Below are 22,135 nucleotides of genomic sequence, written 5' to 3'. Positions count from 1 at the left end.
CCCGGTGCCGACGGCCGGGGATGGCCGTCATGGCGCCCGCCGCGCCGCGCTCACGCGTCGCCCTGCGTTTCCTTCAGATGCTTGAGGTGCTTGTAGACCGTCGCGCGCCCCATTCCGAGCACGTTCGCGACGTAGTTCGCCGCGCTCTTGCCGCGGAACGCGCCTTGCGCGTACAGCGCCTCGACGAGCTCGCGCCGGTGCTCGCGCGTGAGCCCGTTCAGCCCGACCTGCCGCTCGCGCAGCCAGCCGTGCAGGAACGTGTTGATGCGCTCCTGCCAATCGTCGCGGAACAGTTCGTCGGGCTGCGCGACGACGCCCGCGCCCTTGATGAACAGGTCGAGCGTCGTGCGCACCTCGTCGAACACCGCGATGTTGAAGTTGATGCACATCATCCCGGCCGGCCGGCCTTCGTCGTCGAACAGCACGTTGCTGACGCAGCGCATCCGCCGGCCGTCCCAGTTCAGCTTCTCGTACGGGCCGATCACGCGCTCGCGCGCCGAATGATCGATTTCCTCGAGCGCGGCATCGTCGCCGACCTCGCGCTTGGACAGGTTGTTCGCGAGATACAGCACGGTCTGGTCGTGCAGGTCGTGGATCACGACTTCCGCGTACGGGAAGAACAGGGCGGCGATACCGTCGGCGATCGGCGCATAGCGGGTGAGCAGCAGGTCTTTGACGGGAGATTTGTTCTTGCGCATCGGTGTCGCGATCTCGGGTGGGCGGGAGCCGGGCAGCGTGTCGGGCCGGCGTGCCGGCGCGCCGTGGGCCGGCATGCCCGTGCGCCCGCGCACGGCCGCCGCGGCGGTTGCGCCATTGTATCGGCCCCGCGGGCGCGTGCCGCTCATGCGCGCGTCAGATGCGTGTACAGCGCATGCGCGATCGCGATGTCCTCGAGCCCGAGGCCGATCGAGCGGAAGAACGCATGCCGCGTGCGCGACGGCGCCGCGCAGGTGCCGGCGACGAGCGCGGGCAGGTCGCCGACGATCCGGCCGGCATCCCAGCCGTGCTCGGCCGCCGCGATCTGCATCTCGCCGGCGCTTGCAGGCGTCGTGTGCCGGTAGTCGCAGTAGACGTCCATGTCCGGCAGCCACGCGGGTGGGATTTCGTGCGCGCGCGCGACGTTGGTGCTGATCGACGTGACGAGCGCGGGGCGCGTGAGCATTCCGTCGCCGAGCACGGGCGTGCCCGACGACGTGCACAGCATCACCACGTCCGCGTCGCGCACGCAGGCGTCGACGCTCGCCGCCGCGCGTGCGCGCGGGTCGAGCCCGGCGAGGGTCGCCTGCTGCGCCGCGTCGGCCGCCAGCGCGGGCGAGTACACGCGGATCGTGTCCCAGTCGCGCAGCGCCGCCGTGTGCCGCAGGTGCGCGAGGCCGACCGCGCCCGCGCCGACGATCGCCAGATGACGCGCGTCGCGCGGTGCGAGGCAGTCGACTGCCAGCGCCGTCGTGCCGGCCGTGCGTTCGACGGTCAGCAGCCCGGCGTCGCACCACATCAGCGGCTGGCCCGTCTGCATCGACATCAGCGCGGTCCACGCGGTGACGACGGGTTTCCCGTCGGGCTTGCCGCCCGCCACGATGTACGGCGACAGCTTCGCGCCGAATACCTGCGCATCGGCGAGCGCGCCGAGATACGTGATGAAGTCGCCGGCCCGGTCGGGAAACAGCGTGAGCGTCTGCGGCGGCTGCACCGCGCGTGCCGCGGCAAGCGACGCGAACATGCGGCGCAGCGTGCCGAGCACGTCGAGCGACGGCAGCGCCGCGCGCACCGCGGCTTCGTCGACGGTCAACGGCAGGGTGGGGACGGTTTGCGTCATCGGGGCATCTCCGGTTCGGGCTGGACAGAAAGTCTCGAAAGACGGCGTCCGGTGGGTTGGTTATGGACTAAAAAGTCTAATATAGACAGGAGGAATCTGAAAAACTTTTATTTTCGAGACGTTCCGTCGGTGCCGGGAAGATGAAAAATTCCATGAAATCAACGATATTTCGTGCAGGCGATCAAATGCCGACGTGGCGCAACGGGCCGGACTGCTCGTATCCCCTATAGTCCATAGTAGATTTTAAGTCTATATTGCGCGTGCAGGTTACGACACGTCGCCATGCGACGGCCGCCTGTCCCGAATGCCGACCGGGTGCCCGATCGAGGGCGCCGGGCGACCGATCTTCATCGCCTCAATCCAGAACGGAAGGACCGTCATGAACTGGAAGCTTTCCCTTTGCGCCGCTGCGGCGCTCGCGTGCGCGGCCGTCACGGCCCATGCGGAACAGACCACGTTGCGCTTCGGCATCGAAGCCGCCTATCCGCCGTTCGAGAGCAAGACGCCGGCCGGTCAGTTGCAAGGGTTCGACGTCGACGTCGGCAATGCGGTCTGCGCGAAGCTGAACATGAAGTGCGTGTGGGTCGAGAACGCGTTCGACGGGCTGATCCCCGCGTTGCAGGCGCGCAAGTTCGACGCGATCAACTCGGCGATGAACATCACCGCGAAGCGCAAGCAAAGCATCGATTTCACGCCGCCGATCTACGTGGTGCCGATCGTGATGGTCGCGAAGCACGGTTCGCCGCTCAAGCCCGACGCCGCGAGCCTGCGCGGCAAGCGCGTCGGCGTGCTGCAGGGCTCGTCGCAGGAGGATTTCCTGAAGGCGCACTGGGCCGATGCGGGCGTGGCCGTCGTGTCGTACCAGGATCAGGACCAGATCTACGCCGATCTCGTCGCGGGGCGTCTCGACGCGGCCGTGCAGGAAGCGCAGACCGCGCAGGACGGGTTCCTCGACAAGCCGGCCGGGCGCGACTACCGGATCGTCGGCGAACCGCTGAAGGATCCGGCGACGCTCGGCGAAGGCACGGGCTTCGGCATGCGCAAGGGCGACAAGGCGCTGCAGGCGAAGATCGTCGGCGCGCTCGACGCGCTGAAGAAGGACGGCACGCTGAGCGCGTTGTCGCAGAAGTACTTCAAGCGCGACATCATCGCGAAGTAAGCGCCGCCGCGTGCCGGCCGCGGGGCTGGCGCACGGCGCATCCCATTTCGACGCAGCACGGGGAACCATGGATTTCGACGTCATCGTTCTGGGGGCCGGCATCGTCGGCGTGTCGTCGGCGCTGCATCTGCAGGATCGCGGGCTGCGCGTCGCGCTCGTCGACCGGCGCGCGCCCGGCGAGGAGACCAGCCACGGCAACGCGGGGCTGATCGAGCGCTCGTCGGTCGTGCCGTATGCGTTTCCGCGCCGGCTCGGCACGCTGCTGCGCTATGCGCGCAACCGCTCGGTCGATCTCTATTGGGACTACCGCGCGCTGCCCGCGTATGCGGGCTGGCTCGCGCGCTTCTGGCGCGAATCGTCGCCGCGGCGGCTCGCGGCCGCCGCGCGCGACCTGCTGCCGCTCGTCGCGGCCAGCGTCGTCGAACACGATGCGCTGCTCGCGCGCACCGACGCGCAGCCGCTCGTGCACGACGGCGGCTGGATCGAGGCATTCCGTTCGCCCGCGCTGTTCGACGCGGAAGCACGCGCGCAACGGCAGGTGGCCGCCGCGCACGGGCTGCGGATGACCGTGCTCGACGCGCATGCGCTGCGCGCGCGCGAGCCCGGTATCGGCGACGCATTCTGCGGCGCATTCCACTGGCAGGACCCGAAGACCGTATCGAGCCCGGGCGGGCTGACCAAGGCCTATGCGCGGCTGTTCGAGCGCGACGGCGGCACGTTCGTGCGCGGCGACGCGACGACGCTCGTGCAGGTGGACGGCGGCTGGCAGGTGCGGTCCGAACCCGGGCCGATCTCGGCGCGCTCGGCCGTGGTCGCGCTCGGGCCGTGGTCCGATCAGGTGTTCGCGCCGCTCGGCTACCGGATTCCGCTGCGCGCGAAGCGCGGCTATCACATGCATTACCGGCCGACGCGTACGCCGCTGAACGTGCCCGTGTGCGATACCGAGGCAGGTTTCGTCGTCGCGCCGATGGAAGGTGGCCGCCTGCGGCTCACGACGGGCGTCGAGATCGCGCCGCGCGACGCGCCGCCGACCGGCGTGCAGCTCGCGCGCGCCGAACCGCTGGCGCGCGACGCGTTCGGCATCGGCGAGCGGCTCGACCCGCAACCGTGGCTCGGGATGCGGCCGTGCACGCCCGACATGCGCCCGGTGATCGGGCCGGCGCCGCGCCACCGTCATTTGTGGTTCGCGTTCGGCCATTGCCATCACGGGCTCACGCTCGGCCCCGCGACCGGCCGCCTGCTCGCCGAAATGATGACCGGCGCGCCGACCTATATCGATCCCCATCCGTACCGGCCCGCACGTTTCGGCTGAACCGGCCGCGCGCGGGTCCGGTTTCGGCCGCCGGCATTCGCCGGTGGCCATGCGCGTACTTCACAGTTTTTCATTTTGCTGCCGGCGTTATCGGAATCCGCGCAATCGGAAATGATCTGCGTAATCGACAAGAAAGAGAGTCGCGTGATAAACAAAATCAGCAAATGCGCGATTTATCAATGCATTTTCATATTTCTGAAATGCGTAACGGGCAGGCAGTTCTGACGGGATGGGGCGCCAGCGCGGCCGCGCGTTCCGCGCGACGTCGGATGTACCGGAACACGTTACCGCGGGGCTCGCAAACGTTACGTTACATCGGCGTTCCGAAAGCACGTTTCATCAGACGATTCGGGTTTCGCCACCAGTGAATTTCGCCTGAAATCAATTAAAAAGCGTTATTGCAACTCGATAGGCAGACGAATCAGCCCGATTTTTGGAATTGGCACACTTCGTGCAATCCGTCCCCATGCTTTGTCAACGTAGTGCCAACCGAGATGGGGAAAATAAAGATGGGACAGAATTTCAAATTGACGGGTGCAGCGCTGTCGGTCGCGACGGTGTTCGGGGTGCTGGCTTCGGGTTCCGCGATGGCGGGCGCGCTCGATTCGCTCCCGATTCCGCAAGTGATCGTCAACCCGCCGACGAACAGCGTGTCGGTCGGGCTGGTCGCGACGGGCACGTCGCCGCTGGGCTCGGTCACCGTGACGGCGGGCGGCTCGGGCGGGATCCAGACGTCGCTGGGCAATCCGGGGCAAGTGCTGTCCGGCGCCGTGGGGGCGGTGACGGGCGCACTCGGCGGTGGCGGCGGCACGGTGCAGCCGCTGGCGCCGGTGCAGGGCGTGGTGAACCAGGTGACGGGGGCACTCGGTGGCGGCAACCCGGCCGGCGCGTTGACCGGTGCGCTGAATACGGCGACGGGGACGCTGAGCAATGCAGTTGGCACGGTGACGGGCGCACTGGGTAATGTCGGCGGTGGCGCGAGCCCGCTGGCGCCGGTGCAGGGTGTGGTGAATCAGGTAACGGGCGCGCTCGGCGGCGGCAATCCGGCCGGTGCGTTGACGGGGGCGCTCGGCACGGTGACGGGTGCACTGGGTAATGTCGGTGGTGGCGCGAGCCCGCTGGCGCCGGTTCAGGGCGTGGTGAATCAAGTCACGGGCGCGTTGAGCGGTGGCAATCCGGCTGGCGCATTGACCGGCGCACTGAATACGGCAACCGGCACGCTGAGCAGCGCGCTCGGCACGGCAACGGGCGCACTGGGCGGTGTCGGTGGTGGCAATCCGGCAGGCGCGCTGACCGGCGCGCTCGGCACGGTAACGGGTGCACTGGGTGGTATCGGTGGCGGGGCGAATCCGCTGGCGCCGGTGCAGGGCGTGGTGAATCAGGTGACGGGCGCGTTGAACGGCGGCAATCCGGCAGGTGCATTGACCGGCGCGCTGAACACGGCAACCGGCACGCTGAGCAGTGCACTCGGCACGGCAACGGGCGCGCTGGGCGGTATCGGTGGCGGGGCGAATCCGCTGGCGCCGGTGCAGGGCGTGGTGAATCAAGTAACGGGCGCGTTGAGCGGCAGCAATCCGGCAGGTGCATTGACCGGCGCACTGAATACGGCAACCGGCACGCTGAGCAATGCGCTTGGCACGGCAACGGGCGCGCTGGGTGGTATCGGTGGTGGCAACCCGGCCGGCGCCCTGACCGGCGCGCTCGGTACGGTGACGGGTGCGCTGGGCGGTGTTGGCGGTGGTAATCCGGCAGGCGCCCTGACCGGTGCTCTTGGTACGGTGACGGGTGCGCTGGGCGGTGTTGGCGGCGGTAACCCGGCAGGTGCATTGACCGGTGCCCTCGGCACGGTGACGGGTGCGCTGGGCGGTGTTGGCGGTGGCAATCCGGCAGGCGCATTGACCGGTGCTCTTGGTACGGTGACGGGCGCTCTGGGCGGTGTTGGCGGCGGTAACCCGGCAGGCGCACTGACCGGTGCCCTCGGTACGGTGACGGGCGCTCTGGGCGGTGTTGGCGGTGGCAATCCGGCAGGCGCATTGACCGGTGCTCTCGGTACGGTGACGGGCGCACTGGGCGGTGATGGCGGCGGTAACCCGGCAGGCGCACTGACCGGTGCCCTCGGTACGGTGACGGGCGCTCTGGGCGGCGTTGGCGGTGGCAATCCGGCAGGCGCATTGACCGGTGCTCTTGGTACGGTGACGGGCGCACTGGGCGGTGTTGGCGGCGGTAACCCGGCAGGCGCACTGACCGGTGCCCTCGGCACGGTGACGGGTGCGCTGGGCGGCGTTAGCGGTGGCAACCCGGCAGGTGCACTGACTGGCGCGCTCGGCACGGTGACGGGCGCACTGGGCGGTGTTGGCGGCGGTAACCCGGCAGGCGCCCTGACCGGTGCTCTTGGTACGGTGACGGGCGCACTGGGTGGCGTTGGCGGTGGCAATCCAGCAGGCGCACTGACCGGCGCTCTTGGTACGGTGACGGGCGCACTGGGCGGTGTTGGCGGCGGTAACCCGGCAGGCGCATTGACCGGCGCGCTTGGTACGGTGACGGGTGCGCTGGGCGGCGTTGGCGGTGGCAATCCGGCAGGCGCCCTGACCGGTGCTCTTGGTACGGTGGCGGGCGCACTGGGTGGCGTTGGCGGCGGTAACCCGGCCGGCGCCCTGACCGGCGCGCTCGGCACGGTGACCGGCGCGTTGGGCGGCATCGGCGGCGGCAACCCCGCAGGCGCCCTGACCGGCGCCCTCGGCACCGTAACCGGCGCCTTGGGCAACCTCGGCGGCGGCGCGAACCCGATCACCCCGATCCAGAACGTCGTGAACCAGGTCACGGGCACGCTCGGCAGCGGCAACCCGGCCGGCGCACTGAGCAACGCAGTCAACACGATCACGGGCACGCTCGGCAACGTCGGCGGTGCAGGAAGCCCGCTCGCGCCGGTGCAAGGCGCCGTCACGCAACTCGCCGGCACGCTCGGCAACGGCGATCCTGCCGGTGCGCTGACGAACGCGCTGAACTCGGTGACGGGCGCGCTCAGCGGCGCGAACCCGCTGGCCCCGGTGCAGGGCGTCGTGAACCAGGTCGTCGGCACGCTGTCGGGCGCAGGCGGCGGCAGCCCGATCACGCCGATCACGAACCTCGTCAACGGTTTGCAAAACGCGCTGCCGGGCGGCAATCCGGCCGGCGCGCTGACCGGCGCACTCGGCTCGGTGACGGGCGCCCTCGGCAACCTCGGCGGTTCCAACCCGCTGGCGCCGGTGCAAGGCGTCGTGAACCAGGTCGTCGGCACGCTCGGCGGCAGCAACCCCGCCGGCACGCTGAGCAACGCGGTCGGGACGGCCACGGGCGCGCTCGGCAACGCGGTCGGCTCGGTCGCGGGCGCGCTCGGCGCACTGGGCGGCACGAGCCCGCTGGCGCCGGTGCAGGGTGTCGTGAACCAGGTCGTCGGTACGCTCGGCGGCGGCAATCCGGCCGGCGCGCTGAACTCGGTGACGGGCGCCCTCGGCAACCTCGGCGGTTCCAACCCGCTGGCGCCGGTGCAAGGTGTCGTGAACCAGGTGGTCGGCACGCTGTCCGGCGCCGCCGGCAACAGCCCGATCGCGCCGATCACGAACCTCGTGAGCGGCCTGACGGGCGGCGGCAACCCGGCCGGCGCACTGACCGGTGCGCTCGGTTCGGTGACGGGCGCGCTCGCGTCCGGTCCGGCGGCGCTCGGCCAGGCGGCCGGTGCACTGTCGGGTGCGGCCGGTTCGACGGCGGCGGCAGGCGGCAGCCTGCTCGGCTCGGGCGCGAATGCCGCCGGCGGTACGGCCGGCGCGGTCGGTTCGCTGCTGACGACGGGTGCCAACGCGACGGCGACGGTCGTCAATGCAGCCGGCACGTCGGCGGGCACGGTGCTCGGTTCCGCGCCGAGCCTGTCGGTGACGCCGCATTCGGGCAACGGCTCGCCGAATAACCCGCTCGCACCGGTGACGACGCTGCTCCAGTCGCTGACCGGCGCACTGCCGAGGTAACCGGCCGAAAACGCACGACGGCGCCGCATCGGCCGTCGTGCGAGATGGTCGCCCAATACGGGTCGCGCGACGCGGCATGACAGCGATGTCATGCCGCGTCGTCATTTGGGGCTTCCCGTTTTCTTGCTCCGCACGAATGATCGCCGTCGCGCGTCGGTGCGCGGCGGGCATGGAATAAGCGGCCGTCGCCGTCCGTTTACATACCGAGTTCCGGCGCGGCCGGCCGGCGGGATAATGATCGCGACGTAGCCGATCCGTCCCGTCCGGCGGCACCGTGTCGCGACACGACGTCAAGGAGAACGGGAATGAAACGGGTGCTCTTCGCTGCCGCGCTGACGGCGGCGATCGTGCGGCCGGCGGCCGCGGAACCGCCCCGGGTCGGCGACGGGAGACTGGTCGACGAAGCGCACATGACGCTGTACGTGTTCGATCGCGATGCGCCGGGCAAGAGCATGTGCGACAGCGCGTGCGCTGCCAACTGGCCGCCCGCGCTCGCCGACGCGTACGACAAGGCGTCGGGCGCGCTGAGCCTCGTCGCCCGCGACGATGGCAAGAAGCAATGGGCATACCGCGGCCGTCCGCTGTATCGCTGGAAAATGGACCACAAGGCCGGCGACGCAGGCGGCGACGGAATCGGCGGCATGTGGCACGTCGCGCGGCCGTGACCGCGCGGCGACGCGCGAGGCGCCCCGATGAGCTATGAATCGGACCTGCTGGTGTGGCTTCCGCATCTCACGCGCTATGCGCGTGCGCTGACGGGCGAGCGCGCGTGGGCCGACGATCTCGTGCAGGACACGCTCGAGCGTGCGCTGAACCGGCCGCCCCGCGACGGCGGCAACCTGCGCGCATGGCTGCTGACGCTGTTGCGGCATCGCTTCATCGACCAGTTGCGCGCGCGGCACGAGATCGCGGTCGACGACGCGACGGCACCGTGGCAGACGATGGCCGCGCCGGCCGGCGAGGTCGGCGGGCTGGAGCTGCGCGACGTGCAGCGCGCGCTGTACCGGCTGCCGGTCGAACAGCGCGAGGTACTGCTGCTGGTCGCGCTCGAGGAATTGAGCTACCGCGATGCCGCGCAGGTGCTCGGCGTGCCGGTGGGCACGGTGATGTCGCGGCTCGCGCGGGCGCGCGCAGATGCGCGCATTGCTGTCGGATGCGCCGCCGGCGCACGGCACGGCGACGTTACGGGTGATCGGGAAGCCATGATGGACGATCCGCGCAAGCCTTCGAACCGGCGGGACGACGATGCGTCGGCGCAATTGCTGTCGGCGTTGCTGGACGGCGAGCTGTCCGGGCGCGAGCGGCGCGAGATGCTCGAGCGCCTGCAGTCCGATCCCGGGGAAGCCGAGCGGTTCGCGCACTACCGCGCGCAGCGCGATGCGCTGAAGGCGCTGTTCCCGTTGCCGGCCGCGGCGCCCGCGTTGTTCGTGCAGCGCCGCGCGCCGCGCTGGCGTGCCGTCGCGCATGCGTTCGCGGGGCTGGCGGCCGGGCTGCTGATCGGGGTCGCGCTGCATGCGGGCTGGTCGGCGTTCGGCAGCGAACCGGCGTTCGCCGCGCGCGCCGATGTCGCGTACGCCGTGTACGCCGCCGAGCGCGAGCATCCGGTGGAAGTCGATGCGACCGATCCCGCCCGTCTCGCCGCGTGGCTGTCGGCGCGCGTCGGCCGGCCGCGCAGCTCATGTACCAGCGCGCGGACGGCGCGCGCGTGACGCTGTACATGACCGCCTACGAGGCGCGACGCCTCGCGCCGCAGGCGATGTCGGCCGATGGCCGCTACACGTATTTCTGGTCGGATCGCGGCATGGGCTATGCGCTGTCCGGCCGTGGCGACGAACGGCGCCTGCGCGAGCTCGCGATCGATGCATGCGGCGCGCTGGGCGGTCCGACCGACGCGTGGAAGGGATGATGCGCGACGCCCGCAGGGAGCAGGCGATGAAGACGGTGACGATCAACGCGTGGATACTCGCGGCGCTCGCCGCGGGCACGACGCTTGCGCATGCGGAGGGCGACCCGCCCGTGCGCGTGCCGGTCGACGCGGACGGCGTGCAGCGCGTGGCGATCGTCGGCGGCAGCTATTTCTTCCGGCCGAATCACGTGATCGTGCGCGCGCAGGTGCCGGTCGAGCTGACCGTGTCGGCCGAACCCGGCGTGGTGCCGCACAGCTTCGAGATCGACGCGCCGCAGGCCGGCATCGCGATACGCACCGAGCTCGGCACGACGCCGAGGACGTTTCGTTTCACGCCGGTGCAGCCGGGGCGCTTCGCCTACTATTGCACGCACCGGCTGCTGTTTTTCAGGAGCCATCGCGAGCGCGGGATGGAAGGCGTGCTCGATGTCGAGGCGGCGCCGTGATCGCCGCGTTGCTGGCCGCGAGCCTGATAGGAGCGAGCATGACAGCCGATCCCGTGACCGTCGCGCAGGCGCATTTCGACCACGTCCGCTCGTACCGCGCGACGATCCGCTCGTCGGCGCGCGACGGCGAGCACACCGAAATCCGCTACGCATACCTGAAGCCGGGCTTCGTCCGGATGGATTTCGTGTCGCCGCATCGCGGCGCGGTGCTCGCGTACGATCCGGGCGACGGCAAGGTGCGGCTGCGCCCGTTCGGCACGCATGCGCCGCCCGCGCTGACGCTGTCGCCGTCCAATCCGCTCGTGCGCGACCGCAGCGGCCACCGGGTCGACCGCTCGGACGTCGGCGAGCTGCTGCGCAACGTGCATGCGCTGCAGGAGGGCGGCTCGACGGTGACCGAAGGCGAGGAGGCCGTCGGCGGCCGCACCGCGCTGCGCGTGCTGGTCACGGGCGCACCCGCGCACGCGATCGGCGGCGTGCATCGCTACCGGTTGTGGCTCGACGCGGCGGACGGTTTTCCGCTGAAGGTCGTCAGCTACGCCGACGGTGACGACGTGCCGCTCGAAACCGTGACGCTCGACGACGTGGAGATCGACGTCGCGTTTCCCGAGCGTTTCTTCGCGCCCTGACGGGCGCCGATCTGCGTTCCTGACACGCATGCCGGAGGCTGCATGGCGGAGTACCGGTTTTCGACGACCTGGCGGGTGGATGCGCCGCTCGCGGCGGTCTGGGACGCGATCTACCAGGTCGACCGCTGGCCCGACTGGTGGAAGGGCGCCGTGCGCACCGTCGAACTCGAGCCCGGCGACGCGCGCGGCGTTGGCGCGTTGCACCGATATACCTGGAAGGGCGCGCTGCCGTACCGGCTGACCTTCGACATGCGCGTGCGGCGCGTCGAGCGGCCGCATGCGCTCGAAGGCCATGCGAGCGGCGCGATCGAAGGCGACGGGCGCTGGTCGTTCGCCGCCGACGGCGCGCGCACCGTCGTGCGCTACGACTGGCACATCCGCACGCACGTGGGCTGGATGAACTGGCTGGAGCCGCTCGCGCGGCCGCTGTTCCGATGGAATCACGACGTCGTGATGCGCGAAGGCGCGAAGGGGCTCGCGCGGCGGCTGGGCGCGGCCGTCGAGACGGAGGGGCGGACCTTCCGGCCGCTGTCTGGCGCGGACTGCGCCGACGCGTGAGTGGTGGTGAACGGCGGCCCGGCGACGCCTGCGACCGAATGCGTCGCGGCGGACGAAATCGGTGTCCACGCAGTTTTTTCGACGCGATGTCGCCGGTCCCAGGAACTCCGGGCTTACCCGGTGTCCAAACGGGGCTGGATGAGATTCGCGGGCCGCGCCGGCCCGCCCGCCGCGCCGATCGAATTCGGTAGAGCATTGTTTTAAAACGAATTTTTGTTGTTTTCGTGTATTTTTCCCGCCGCGTCGCCGCCCCGAAAATTCCTCCGGTTCCCCTTCTTGAATTTGTCAAAACCCGTCCATATAATTAGCACTCGCTGCACGAGAGTGCTAACAATTCTCTGCCGGGCGATGAGCCGGGCAGATTCCCTAAGCGTTCTTCAATCTCAGTCAAGAGAGGAGTGAATATGAACCTTCGTCCTTTGCACGATCGCGTGATCGTCAAGCGCCTGGATCAGGAAACCAAGACCGCCTCGGGCATCGTGATCCCCGACGCCGCTGCTGAAAAGCCGGATCAGGGCGAAGTCCTGGCCATCGGCCCGGGCAAGCGCGACGACAAGGGCGCCCCGATCGCGCTCGACGTGAAGGTCGGCGATCGCGTTCTGTTCGGCAAGTACGCGGGCCAGACCGTGAAGGTCGACGGCCAGGAACTGCTGGTCATGCGCGAAGAAGACATCATGGCCGTGGTCAACGCCAAGTAAGCGTCTCCGACGGTACATATTCCCAAGAATTCAAGGAGTTAGAAGATGGCAGCTAAAGACGTCGTATTCGGCGATTCCGCCCGTTCGAAGATGGTCGAAGGCGTGAACATTCTCGCCAACGCAGTCAAGGTCACGCTGGGTCCGAAGGGCCGCAACGTCGTGCTCGAGCGCAGCTTCGGCGGCCCGACGGTCACCAAGGACGGTGTGTCGGTCGCGAAGGAAATCGAGCTGAAGGACAAGCTCCAGAACATGGGCGCGCAAATGGTCAAGGAAGTCGCTTCCAAGACCAGCGACAACGCAGGCGACGGCACGACGACGGCAACCGTCCTCGCGCAATCGATCGTTCGCGAAGGCATGAAGTACGTCGCATCGGGCATGAACCCGATGGACCTGAAGCGCGGTATCGACAAGGCAGTCGCAGCGGCTGTCGAAGAGCTGAAGAAGATCAGCAAGCCGTGCACGACCAACAAGGAAATCGCACAGGTCGGCTCGATCTCGGCGAACAGCGATTCGTCGATCGGCGATCGCATCGCTGAAGCGATGGACAAGGTCGGCAAGGAAGGCGTCATCACCGTCGAAGACGGCAAGTCGCTCGCCGACGAACTCGACGTCGTCGAAGGCATGCAATTCGACCGCGGCTACCTGTCGCCGTACTTCATCAACAACCCGGACAAGCAAGTCGCCGTCCTCGACAACCCGTTCGTGCTGCTGCACGACAAGAAGGTGTCGAACATCCGCGATCTGCTGCCGGTGCTCGAGCAAGTCGCGAAGGCTGGCCGTCCGCTGCTGATCATCGCTGAAGACGTCGAAGGCGAAGCGCTCGCGACGCTGGTCGTCAACAACATCCGCGGCATCCTGAAGACCGTTGCGGTCAAGGCGCCGGGCTTCGGCGATCGTCGCAAGGCGATGCTGGAAGACATCGCGATCCTGACCGGCGGTCAAGTCATCGCGGAAGAAACCGGCCTGACGCTCGAGAAGGCAACGCTGGCAGAACTGGGCCAGGCGAAGCGCATCGAAGTGGGCAAGGAAAACACGACGATCATCGACGGCGCAGGCGAAGCGGCAAGCATCGAAGCACGCGTGAAGCAAGTGCGCGCGCAAATCGAGGAAGCGACGTCGGACTACGACCGTGAAAAGCTGCAAGAGCGCGTGGCCAAGCTGGCAGGCGGCGTGGCAGTGATCAAGGTCGGTGCGGCGACCGAAGTCGAAATGAAGGAAAAGAAGGCACGTGTCGAAGACGCACTGCACGCTACGCGCGCAGCTGTCGAAGAAGGCATCGTGGCAGGCGGCGGCGTTGCGCTGATCCGCGCACGCACCGCGATCGCAGGCCTGACCGGCGCGAACGCCGACCAGAACGCCGGCATCAAGATCGTGCTGCGCGCAATGGAAGAGCCGCTGCGCCAGATCGTCACGAACGGCGGCGAAGAAGCGAGCGTCGTGGTGGCGGCGGTTGCTGCAGGCAAGGGCAACTACGGCTACAACGCAGCAACGGGCGAGTACGTCGACATGGTCGAAGCCGGCGTCGTCGACCCGACCAAGGTCACGCGCACCGCACTGCAGAACGCAGCGTCGGTTGCAGGCCTGCTGCTGACGACGGACGCAGCTGTCGCAGAACTGCCGAAGGAAGACGCACCGATGCCGGGCGGCATGCCGGGCGGCATGGGCGGCATGGGCATGGACATGTAATCGACTTCGGTCGACGGTGTCCGGAGCGCGCAGCGATGCGCGTTCCAGCCAAAAGAAAAGACCCGCAGCGATGCGGGTCTTTTTTTATGTGCGCGAGGTTCGATGCGTGCGCGGGCCGGCCGGATACGTCACGCCTGAAGCGGCGCGGCGTGCGGCGGGGCCGGCCCGCCGCATCACGACTCAATGCCGATGCGACGTCCGCGGCGCCGGGTCGGCCTTCACGGCCGGCGGCGTGTCCGACTCGTCGTTGCTGCGCGCCCAGAAGAACCGGTCGGGCAGGTACGCGCCCATGCCGGGCCGGAACGCGTCGCGCACGGCCTGGTACAGGTATTCCTGCGCCTCGCGCACGGCTTCGGGCGGTTCCTGCCCGTTCGCGAGCAGCGCCGCGATGGCCGCGCCGAGCGTATCGGTGATGCCCATCAGTCGATGCGGCGAGCGATCCCACATGTCTTCGCGTAGTTGGCCTTCCTCGCCGTACAGCGTATTGACGAGCCGGTGCGAGCCCGTTTCCGACGACAGGATGTATTCGCAGCCCTGCGACAGCAGGTGCGACACGGCCGCGTCGAGATTCGGCGCCTCGGCATCGCCGTCGGGCTGGGCGAGTGCGATCAGCGTCGCGTGGTCGGCGACCAGCAACGTCGTTTGCGGCGCCAGCAGGTCGGCGATCGATTCGCGCAGGTCGTCGGCGGCGAGCACGTGTTCGTCGTCGAGCGTGAAATCCGGCGCGAGCACGAGCGGCACGCCGTCGTAGTCGGCGACGACTTCGGCGATCGCGCTCACGACTTCCGCGCGCGTCGCCGCGCCGATCTTGAATGCGGCAACCGGCATGTCCTCGAGCAGCATGCGCGCCTGCGCGGCGACGACGTCGGGATCGAGGCCCGTTACTTCATCGCAGGCGGCCGAGTCGCGCACGGTATAGCCGGTCAGGACGGACACGCCGTGACAGCCCATGCTCGCCAGGGTCATCAGATCGGCTTGGAGGCCGGAGCCGCCGGTGGGATCGGACAGGCCGAAGGTGAGGACGATCGGAGGGGCGTTGCTGGACATGTAAAAATGGGGCAAGAGAAAAACGGACAAGCGACGGAAATGCGGACGGCGAGGCGGATGGGCTTGTTCGGCCCCGTGTTGCCCGGCAGGCCGCACTTTTCAACCATTATGCGGTGGAATCCGGCCGGTACGACGGATTTTTTAGCGCGGCGCAACGTAGTTGCCGTCCTCCAGCGCGATTGCTAGGCAGTCCGGCCCCGACACGGTACCATCATGGCTCCCGAATTTACCGACTTTTCCCCGACGCGGCTTAAGATGGAATACAAGAGCTGGATGTGCCTGATTTGTGGCTGGATTTACGACGAAGAAGCCGGGCTGCCGGAAGAGGGCATCGCCCCGGGCACGCGCTGGGAAGACGTCCCGATCAACTGGACGTGTCCCGAATGCGGCGCCCGCAAGGAAGACTTCGAGATGGTCCAGATCTGACCGGACCTGTGGCCGCCGGACACTCCGCTCAGGCCTCGCACCGGCCCGGCGCTCGCGCGCCGCGGTTCGCGCGAGCGACTTGATCATGACAGGCGCGCGTGTCCATGACGTCCGATCCGGCGAACGTTCCCCACCCTGACGCATTGCCCAACCCGCGTGGCGGGGCCGTGCGCGCGGCCGAAGCGTGGCTGGCCACCGCCGCCGATGCATTCGAGCGGCGCGACGACGCGGCGGCGCCGCTTTCGGCGGCCGCGGCCGTGCTGGCGGAAGCCGGCTGGCTGCCCGCCGCGCGCTTCGCCGGGCAACTGTCGGCCGCCGTGCCGCTCGTCGCCACGGAGCCGACTTCGGTCGGCTGGCGTGCCGCGCTGCGCGATTTTCGTGCGGCCGTCGGGCGCCACAACCTGCGCGAGCTCGCATGCTCGCCCGTTCTCTTCGAGCATTTCCGTGCATTGCGCGCGCAAAGCGCCGCCGATCTGCGCGCGAGCGCGCCGCTCGATGCGCTCGCGCTGGTCGGCCGCGCGGTGCCGCCCGCCACGCTGCGCGCGCTGCCCGAGGCATTCGCGACCCGGATCCGCGCCCGCTACGAGCAGGCGCTGCTCGGCGTGCTGCGTGCCGAACACGGCGCGCCGGGCGCGGCGCTCGACGAACTCGACGCGATGCTGGCCGCGCTCACCGATGACGCACCGTACGATTTCTGGCGGCTCGCGGCCGCGTGCGTGCGCGCGCTGCGCGCGAGCGGCGCGCCCGAGCTGAAGCGCTTTCTCGCGCGGACCAATCTGCTGCTCGGCGAACACGCGCAGGGCCGGCGCAGCGCGCCGCCCGAACTGGTGCGCGAGACGGTGGCGCTGCTGTGGCGCGATTTCGCGCTGTTCGGCGCCGCGGCAGAGGACGTCGCGCTCGTCGACGTGCTGCACGACTACGGGCTGACGGTCGACTGGCACGTGGCCGGCACGCCCGCATCCGAAGCGTTGTGGGAGGCCGATGCCGCGCGGGCGGAGCACGAGGCGGTCGCCGCCGCACCGACCCGCGCGCTCGGCGTCGTGACCGTCAACGCGCATGCCTACGAGGATTTCCTGCAGACCGCCGACGCGTCGATGGCCGACCTGGCGGCCAACCCGGCCGCGGCCGACCCGGGCGCCGCGTGGCGTGCCTCCGCCGCCGCCTACCGGGTCGGCACGGCCGCCTGCGCGCTCGGGCTCGGCCACGCGGCGCTGCTGGCCGACACGCTGGGCCTCGCGTGGCGCCGTGCGGCGCACGGCGTGCCGCTCGCCGACGGCGGCCTTGATGCGCACCGCCACGCGTCCGACATGCTGCGCGCGGCGCTCCTGAAGATCGCGGCCGGCGTCGCGCCGCCGGATCTCACCGCGGCGTCCGAAGCGCTCGGCGCGGCGCTCGGCCGGGCCTGACGAACCAGGGGACGGACACGCGACGGCGGCCCTTGCCGCGCGGGCCTGCAACACGCTGCCGACAGCGCCCGCGCGCGTGTTAGAGTGCCGTGTGATTCGCGCACGCCGTTGCCAGCGTGGCGCGGCGTTGCTTGTTGATCGCGGCCCGGTCAGGTCGCGGCGTCTTTGCTAAAATTCAAACCATGTCAAAGCCTTCCGATCGCATCAATCTCACCAACCAGTTCCTGATCGCCATGCCCAACATGGCCGATCCGACGTTCTCGGGAACGGTGGTCTATCTTTGCGATCACAGCGAGCGCGGTGCGCTCGGCCTCGTCATCAATCGTCCGACCGACATCGACCTCGAATCGCTGTTCAACCGCATCGACCTGAAGCTCGACATCGAGCCGTTGCTGCACATTCCCGTGTACTTCGGCGGCCCCGTCCAGACCGAGCGCGGCTTCGTGCTGCACGAGCCGGTCGAGGGCGCGAGCTACAACTCGTCGATGTCCGTCGACGGCGGGCTCGAGATGACGACGTCGAAGGACGTGCTCGAGGCGGTCGCAACGGGCACCGGCCCGAAGCGCTTCCTGCTGACGCTCGGCCATGCAGGCTGGGGCGCAGGCCAGCTCGAGGAAGAAATCGCCCGCAACGGCTGGCTGACGGTCGCCGCCGATCCACGCATCGTGTTCGACACGCCGGCCGAAGAGCGCTTCGAAGCCGCACTCGGCCTGCTCGGCGTCAGCTCGTCGATGCTGTCCGGCGAAGCAGGGCACGCATGAGTGGCGCGAGCGCGCGCGATGCGACGCTCCTGGCGTTCGACTACGGCGAGAAACGGATCGGCGTCGCGATCGGCAACGCGCTGACGCGCTCGGCCCGTGCGCTCGTCGTGATCCAGAATTTGAACCGCGAACACCGCTTCAAGGCGGTCGGCGAGCTGCTGGCCGAATGGCGGCCGGACGCGCTCGTCGTGGGCCTGCCGATGCATCCGGACGGCACGCCGCACGACATGACGCAGCAGGCGAAGCGTTTCGGCAACCAGCTGAACGGCCGCTTCGGGCTGCCCGTCACGTGGGTCGACGAGCGCTATTCGTCGGTCGAGGCCGAGGCCGGGCTGCGCGAGCGCAACGTGCGCGGCCGCGCCCGCGCCGACATGCTCGACGCCGAAGCCGCGCGCGTCATCCTTCAACAGTATCTCGATCAATTGTCCGACCATGAGCACCATTGACGCCGAGGCGCTTTACCGCGTCCTGCTCGACCAGATCCGCGCCGCGTACGGCACGGCGTTCGCCGAACCGGGCGGCCCGCGGCTCGCCGGCATTCACAGCGGCGGCGCGTGGCTCGCCGAGCGTCTCGCGCGCGATCTCGGCGCACCGGCGTTCGGCGTCGTCAACGTCGCGCTGCACCGCGACGACTACGCGAAGAAGGGGCTGCACAGCCAGGCCAGCCCGACGTCGCTGCCGTTCGAGATCGACGGCGCGCGCATCGTGCTCGTCGACGACGTGCTGTACACCGGGCGCACCGTGCGCGCGGCGCTCAACGAGCTGTACGACTACGGCCGCCCGGCCGCGGTCGAGCTCGCGGTGCTGGCCGATCGCGGCGGTCGCGAATTGCCGGTCGCCGCACGCTTCGCGGGCGGCACGCTCGACGTGCCGGCCGGCGCGACGCTCGTGCTCGCGCGCGACGACGCGCAGTTCACGCTGCGTATCGAGGCCCACGGCGAGTCGCACGGCGCCTGAACGACACGCGAACCGTATCCCGGGCCGCTGGTTCGCACCGCGGCCCGTTTGCATAGTTGGAATCACGCACACCATGACCACCGACACCACTGGCCGCACCGGCAATCCCGCGGCGGCCGCGAGCCCCGACCGGTTTCGCTACGGCTTCCTGAAGGGCAACCCGCAGCTCACGAAAAACGGCGAGCTGAAGCACCTGCTGTCGATCGAGGGCCTGCCGCGCTCGATCGTCAATCACATCCTCGATACGGCCGAGCAGTTCGTCAGCGTGACGGACCGTGAAGTGAAGAAGGTGCCGCTGCTGCGCGGCAAGTCCGTGTTCAACCTGTTCTTCGAGAACTCGACGCGCACGCGCACGACCTTCGAGATCGCCGCGACGCGCCTGTCGGCCGACGTGCTGAACCTGAACATCAATGCGTCGTCGACGAGCAAGGGCGAATCGCTGCTCGACACGATCAACAACCTGTCGGCGATGCATGCCGATCTGTTCGTCGTGCGCCACGCATCGAGCGGCGCGCCGTACCTGATCGCCGAGCACTGCGCGCCGCACGTGCACGTGATCAACGCCGGCGACGGCCGCCACGCGCACCCGACGCAGGGCCTGCTCGACATGTACACGATCCGCCACTACAAGCGCGACTTCACGAAGCTGCGCGTGGCGATCGTCGGCGACATCCTGCACTCGCGCGTCGCGCGCTCCGACATCCACGCGCTCACCACGCTCGGCGTGCCGGAAGTGCGGGCGATCGGCCCGCGCACGTTGCTGCCGGGCGGCCTCGAGCAGATGGGCGTGAAGGTGTTCCACAACCTCGACGAGGGGCTCAAGGGCGTCGACGTGATCATCATGCTGCGCCTGCAGAACGAACGGATGAGCGGCGCGCTGCTGCCGTCCGCGCAGGAGTATTTCAAGACGTGGGGCCTGACGCCCGAGCGCCTCGCGCTCGCCGCACCCGACGCGATCGTGATGCACCCGGGGCCGATGAACCGCGGCGTCGAGATCGATTCGCAGGTCGCCGACGGCCCGCAGTCGGTGATCCTCAACCAGGTCACGTTCGGCATCGCCGTGCGGATGGCGGTGATGGGCATCGTCGCCGGCAACAGCGACTGAGCCCGCTTTCGCGCATTTCCGTTCAGGCATTCAACGCAATCAACGCATTCACAGACAGCGCATGAAGATTCATATCAAAGGCGGCACGCTGATCGACCCGGTCGCCGGCACCGAGCGGCAGGCCGACGTATTCGTCGCGGACGGCAAGATCGCCGCGCTTGGCGGTGCACCGGCCGGTTTCAACGCGGACAAGACGATCGACGCGTCGGGCCTGATCGTCGCGCCCGGCCTCGTCGACCTGTGCGCGCGGCTGCGCGAGCCGGGCTACGAACACAAGGCGACGCTCGCGTCCGAGATGGCCGCGGCCGTCGCGGGCGGCGTCACGACGCTCGTGTGCCCGCCGGATACCGATCCCGTGCTCGACGAGCCGGGCCTCGTCGAAATGCTCAAGTTCCGCGCGCGCAACCTGCGGCAGGCGAACGTGCATCCGCTCGGCGCGCTGACGGTCGGCCTCAAGGGCGAAGTCATCACCGAGATGGTCGCGCTGACGGAATCCGGCTGCGTCGGCTTCACGCACGCCAACGTGCCGGTGCGCGACACGCAGGTGCTGCTGCGCGCGCTGCAGTACGCGAGCACGTACGGCTACACGACGTGGCTGCGCCCGCTCGACGCGTTCATCGGCCGCGGCGGCGTGGCCGCGAGCGGCGCGCTCGCGTCGCGGCTCGGGTTGTCCGGCGTGCCGGTCGCGGCCGAGACGATCGCGCTGCACACCATTTTCGAACTGATGCGCGTGACGGGCGCGCGCGTGCACCTCGCGCGGCTGTCGTCGGCGGCCGGCCTCGCGCTCGTGCGCGCGGCGAAGGCGGAAGGGCTGCCCGTGACCTGCGACGTCGGCGTGAACCACGTCCACCTGATCGACGTCGACATCGGCTACTTCGATTCGCAGTTCCGGCTCGACCCGCCGCTGCGCGGCGAGCGCGACCGTGAAGCGATCCGCGCGGCGCTCGCCGACGGCACGATCGACGCGATCTGCTCCGACCACACGCCGGTCGACGACGACGAGAAGCTGTTGCCGTTCGCCGAAGCGACACCCGGCGCGACGGGGCTCGAGCTGCTGCTGTCGCTGACGCTGAAGTGGGCGGACGAGACGCGCACGCCGCTCGCGCAGGCGCTGCGCCGCATCACCTCCGCGCCGGCCGACGTGCTGCAGCTGCCGGCGGGCCGCCTCGCCGAAGGCGGCGCGGCCGACCTGTGCGTGTTCGACCCGCGCGCGCACTGGCGCGTCGAGCCGCGTGCGCTGAAGAGCCAGGGCCACAACTCGCCGTTCCTCGGCTACGAACTGCCGGCCACCGTGCGCGCGACGCTCGTGGGCGGGCAGGTCGCGTTCGAGCGCCACTGAACCACGCGGAACCTTCGCCATGATCGCCATTCGCAAGCTGCGTCTCGTCTTTCACCTGCTGCGCGGCATGGTGATCGTCGCGTTGCGTTTTTCGCACGTCACGCCCGCGCGCCGCGCCGAGCTGATACGACGCTGGTCGCTCAAGATGCTGCGGATCTGCGGGATGCGCGTCGTCGTCCACAACGACGCGGCGCGCCTCGACGCGGGCGCGCTCGTCGTCGGCAACCATGTGTCGTGGCTCGACATCTACACCGTCAACGCGTGGCGGCCGACGCCGTTCGTGTCGAAGGCCGAGGTACGGCAGTGGCCGGTGGTCGGCTGGCTCGCCGAGAAGCTCGACACCGTGTTTCTGCAGCGCGAGAAGCGCACCGAGGCCATGCGGGTCATGCACGAGATGGCCGAGCGGCTGCGCAACGGCGGGGTGATGTGCGTGTTTCCGGAAGGGACGACGTCCGACGGCCTGGACCTGCTGCCGTTCCATGCGAACCTGTTCCAGGCCGCGGTATCGGCCGGCGCCGCGGTGCAGCCGATATGCCTGATGTACGAGGACGCGCACGGGCGCCAGTCGGTCGCGCCGGCCTATACGGGCGACCTGTCGCTCGGCACGTCGCTCGACATGGTGCTGCGCGGCGGCCCGCTCGTCGCGCATCTGTACGTGTGCGAGCCGATCGCGCCGGGCGGCGACCGTCGGGCGACGTCCGCGGCGGCGCGCGACGCGATTGCCGCCGCACTGGCGACGCTGCAGGCCAAGGTCGGCAAGCCGACGGCCGAGTCGCTCGCGGAGTTGCAGAAGCACGCGTATCCGGCGACCGAGCTCGGTGCCGACGCGGCGGGCGAAGCAACGACCGATACGCCCGTGCCGGGGCGCGAAGGCTGACGCGCC

The 22,135-nt window shown here is 69.4% G+C and carries 20 protein-coding genes and 2 pseudogenes; 19 read left to right on the top strand and 3 right to left on the bottom strand.

Features of this window, described 5'->3' with window-relative positions; all coding sequences use genetic code 11:
* Positions 1-50: 50 nt before the first annotated feature.
* Together HWX62_RS26985 and HWX62_RS26980 are read right to left on the bottom strand one after the other, a co-directional pair.
* Positions 51-845 carry a PAS domain-containing protein gene (locus HWX62_RS26985; protein WP_175930032.1) on the bottom strand — a complete coding sequence of 265 codons (795 nt, stop codon included), beginning with the start codon at positions 843-845 and terminating at the stop codon, positions 51-53.
* Complete coding sequence (locus tag HWX62_RS26980; protein ID WP_175930033.1) at positions 842-1,816, bottom strand: ornithine cyclodeaminase family protein; 975 nt, start codon at positions 1,814-1,816, stop codon at positions 842-844. Before HWX62_RS26980 ends, HWX62_RS26985 begins: the two co-directional genes overlap by 4 nt.
* Positions 1,817-2,195: 379 nt before the next feature.
* Here HWX62_RS26980 and HWX62_RS26975 point away from each other — a divergent pair, with 379 nt between their 5' ends.
* From HWX62_RS26975 to groL, 11 genes and pseudogenes are all read left to right on the top strand, one after another.
* On the top strand, positions 2,196-2,975 hold the full coding sequence (locus HWX62_RS26975) for an ABC transporter substrate-binding protein (RefSeq protein WP_175930034.1): 780 nt from the start codon (positions 2,196-2,198) through the stop codon (positions 2,973-2,975).
* 67 nt (positions 2,976-3,042) lie between these two features.
* Positions 3,043-4,287 carry an FAD-binding oxidoreductase gene (locus HWX62_RS26970; protein WP_175985268.1) on the top strand — a complete coding sequence of 415 codons (1,245 nt, stop codon included), beginning with the start codon at positions 3,043-3,045 and terminating at the stop codon, positions 4,285-4,287.
* 509 nt (positions 4,288-4,796) lie between these two features.
* Positions 4,797-8,288: a hypothetical protein gene (locus tag HWX62_RS26965; RefSeq protein WP_175930036.1), complete on the top strand. Its 3,492-nt coding sequence runs from the start codon at positions 4,797-4,799 to the stop codon at positions 8,286-8,288.
* Positions 8,289-8,593: 305 nt separating this feature from the next.
* The gene (locus tag HWX62_RS26960) at positions 8,594-8,953 is read left to right on the top strand and encodes a hypothetical protein (protein WP_175930037.1); all 360 of its coding nucleotides are present in this window, start codon (positions 8,594-8,596) and stop codon (positions 8,951-8,953) included.
* A 27-nt stretch (positions 8,954-8,980) separates the two neighbouring features.
* Positions 8,981-9,494, top strand: a pseudogene (locus HWX62_RS26955) (sigma-70 family RNA polymerase sigma factor).
* Positions 9,491-10,194 (top strand): annotated as a pseudogene (locus tag HWX62_RS26950) (anti-sigma factor). Before HWX62_RS26955 ends, HWX62_RS26950 begins: the two co-directional pseudogenes overlap by 4 nt.
* A gap of 26 nt (positions 10,195-10,220) precedes the next feature.
* Positions 10,221-10,640, top strand: a complete 420-nt coding sequence (locus HWX62_RS26945) for a quinol oxidase (RefSeq protein ID WP_175930171.1) — start codon at positions 10,221-10,223, stop codon at positions 10,638-10,640.
* Positions 10,637-11,269: a DUF1571 domain-containing protein gene (locus tag HWX62_RS26940; RefSeq protein WP_175930038.1), complete on the top strand. Its 633-nt coding sequence runs from the start codon at positions 10,637-10,639 to the stop codon at positions 11,267-11,269. The genes HWX62_RS26945 and HWX62_RS26940 overlap by 4 nt, the downstream gene beginning before the upstream one ends.
* 42 nt (positions 11,270-11,311) lie before the next feature.
* Positions 11,312-11,827 carry an SRPBCC family protein gene (locus HWX62_RS26935; protein WP_175930039.1) on the top strand — a complete coding sequence of 172 codons (516 nt, stop codon included), beginning with the start codon at positions 11,312-11,314 and terminating at the stop codon, positions 11,825-11,827.
* Positions 11,828-12,231: 404 nt separating this feature from the next.
* Positions 12,232-12,525 carry a co-chaperone GroES gene (gene groES, locus HWX62_RS26930; protein WP_004186661.1) on the top strand — a complete coding sequence of 98 codons (294 nt, stop codon included), beginning with the start codon at positions 12,232-12,234 and terminating at the stop codon, positions 12,523-12,525.
* 45 nt (positions 12,526-12,570) lie between these two features.
* Positions 12,571-14,211 carry a chaperonin GroEL gene (gene groL, locus HWX62_RS26925; RefSeq protein WP_006485462.1) on the top strand — a complete coding sequence of 547 codons (1,641 nt, stop codon included), beginning with the start codon at positions 12,571-12,573 and terminating at the stop codon, positions 14,209-14,211.
* A gap of 180 nt (positions 14,212-14,391) precedes the next feature.
* On the opposite strand, the gene HWX62_RS26920 is transcribed toward groL, so the two are convergent.
* A complete protein-coding gene (locus HWX62_RS26920) occupies positions 14,392-15,258 on the bottom strand; it encodes a hydroxymethylpyrimidine/phosphomethylpyrimidine kinase (RefSeq protein ID WP_175930040.1) in 867 nt (288 codons plus the stop codon).
* Positions 15,259-15,513: 255 nt separating this feature from the next.
* On the opposite strand from HWX62_RS26920, the gene HWX62_RS26915 reads away from it, so the two are divergent.
* From HWX62_RS26915 to HWX62_RS26880, 8 genes are all read left to right on the top strand, one after another.
* A complete protein-coding gene (locus tag HWX62_RS26915) occupies positions 15,514-15,684 on the top strand; it encodes a rubredoxin (protein ID WP_004186709.1) in 171 nt (56 codons plus the stop codon).
* Positions 15,685-15,788: 104 nt separating this feature from the next.
* Entirely contained in the window at positions 15,789-17,090 is a 1,302-nt protein-coding gene (locus HWX62_RS26910) for a hypothetical protein (RefSeq protein ID WP_175930041.1), read from the top strand.
* A gap of 182 nt (positions 17,091-17,272) precedes the next feature.
* Positions 17,273-17,851 (top strand): YqgE/AlgH family protein, encoded by a 579-nt coding sequence (locus HWX62_RS26905; RefSeq protein WP_011544736.1) that lies wholly within the window; start codon positions 17,273-17,275, stop codon positions 17,849-17,851.
* A complete protein-coding gene (gene ruvX, locus HWX62_RS26900) occupies positions 17,848-18,297 on the top strand; it encodes a Holliday junction resolvase RuvX (protein ID WP_175930042.1) in 450 nt (149 codons plus the stop codon). Before HWX62_RS26905 ends, ruvX begins: the two co-directional genes overlap by 4 nt.
* On the top strand, positions 18,284-18,808 hold the full coding sequence (gene pyrR / locus HWX62_RS26895; RefSeq protein ID WP_175930043.1) for a bifunctional pyr operon transcriptional regulator/uracil phosphoribosyltransferase PyrR: 525 nt from the start codon (positions 18,284-18,286) through the stop codon (positions 18,806-18,808). Before ruvX ends, pyrR begins: the two co-directional genes overlap by 14 nt.
* Before the next feature lie 73 nt (positions 18,809-18,881).
* Complete coding sequence (locus HWX62_RS26890; protein WP_006476735.1) at positions 18,882-19,913, top strand: aspartate carbamoyltransferase catalytic subunit; 1,032 nt, start codon at positions 18,882-18,884, stop codon at positions 19,911-19,913.
* A gap of 61 nt (positions 19,914-19,974) precedes the next feature.
* Positions 19,975-21,252, top strand: a complete 1,278-nt coding sequence (locus HWX62_RS26885; protein WP_175930044.1) for a dihydroorotase — start codon at positions 19,975-19,977, stop codon at positions 21,250-21,252.
* Between the two features lie 19 nt (positions 21,253-21,271).
* Positions 21,272-22,129 carry a lysophospholipid acyltransferase family protein gene (locus HWX62_RS26880; RefSeq protein WP_175930045.1) on the top strand — a complete coding sequence of 286 codons (858 nt, stop codon included), beginning with the start codon at positions 21,272-21,274 and terminating at the stop codon, positions 22,127-22,129.
* Positions 22,130-22,135: the final 6 nt, after the last annotated feature.

Origin of the sequence: Burkholderia sp. BCC0506 (assembly GCF_902833145.1) — a bacterium.
In the GTDB taxonomy this organism is placed as follows: Bacteria; Pseudomonadota; Gammaproteobacteria; order Burkholderiales; family Burkholderiaceae; genus Burkholderia.
Note: the sequence above shows the minus strand (reverse complement) of the source record. Positions and strands in the feature narration are given on the sequence as shown.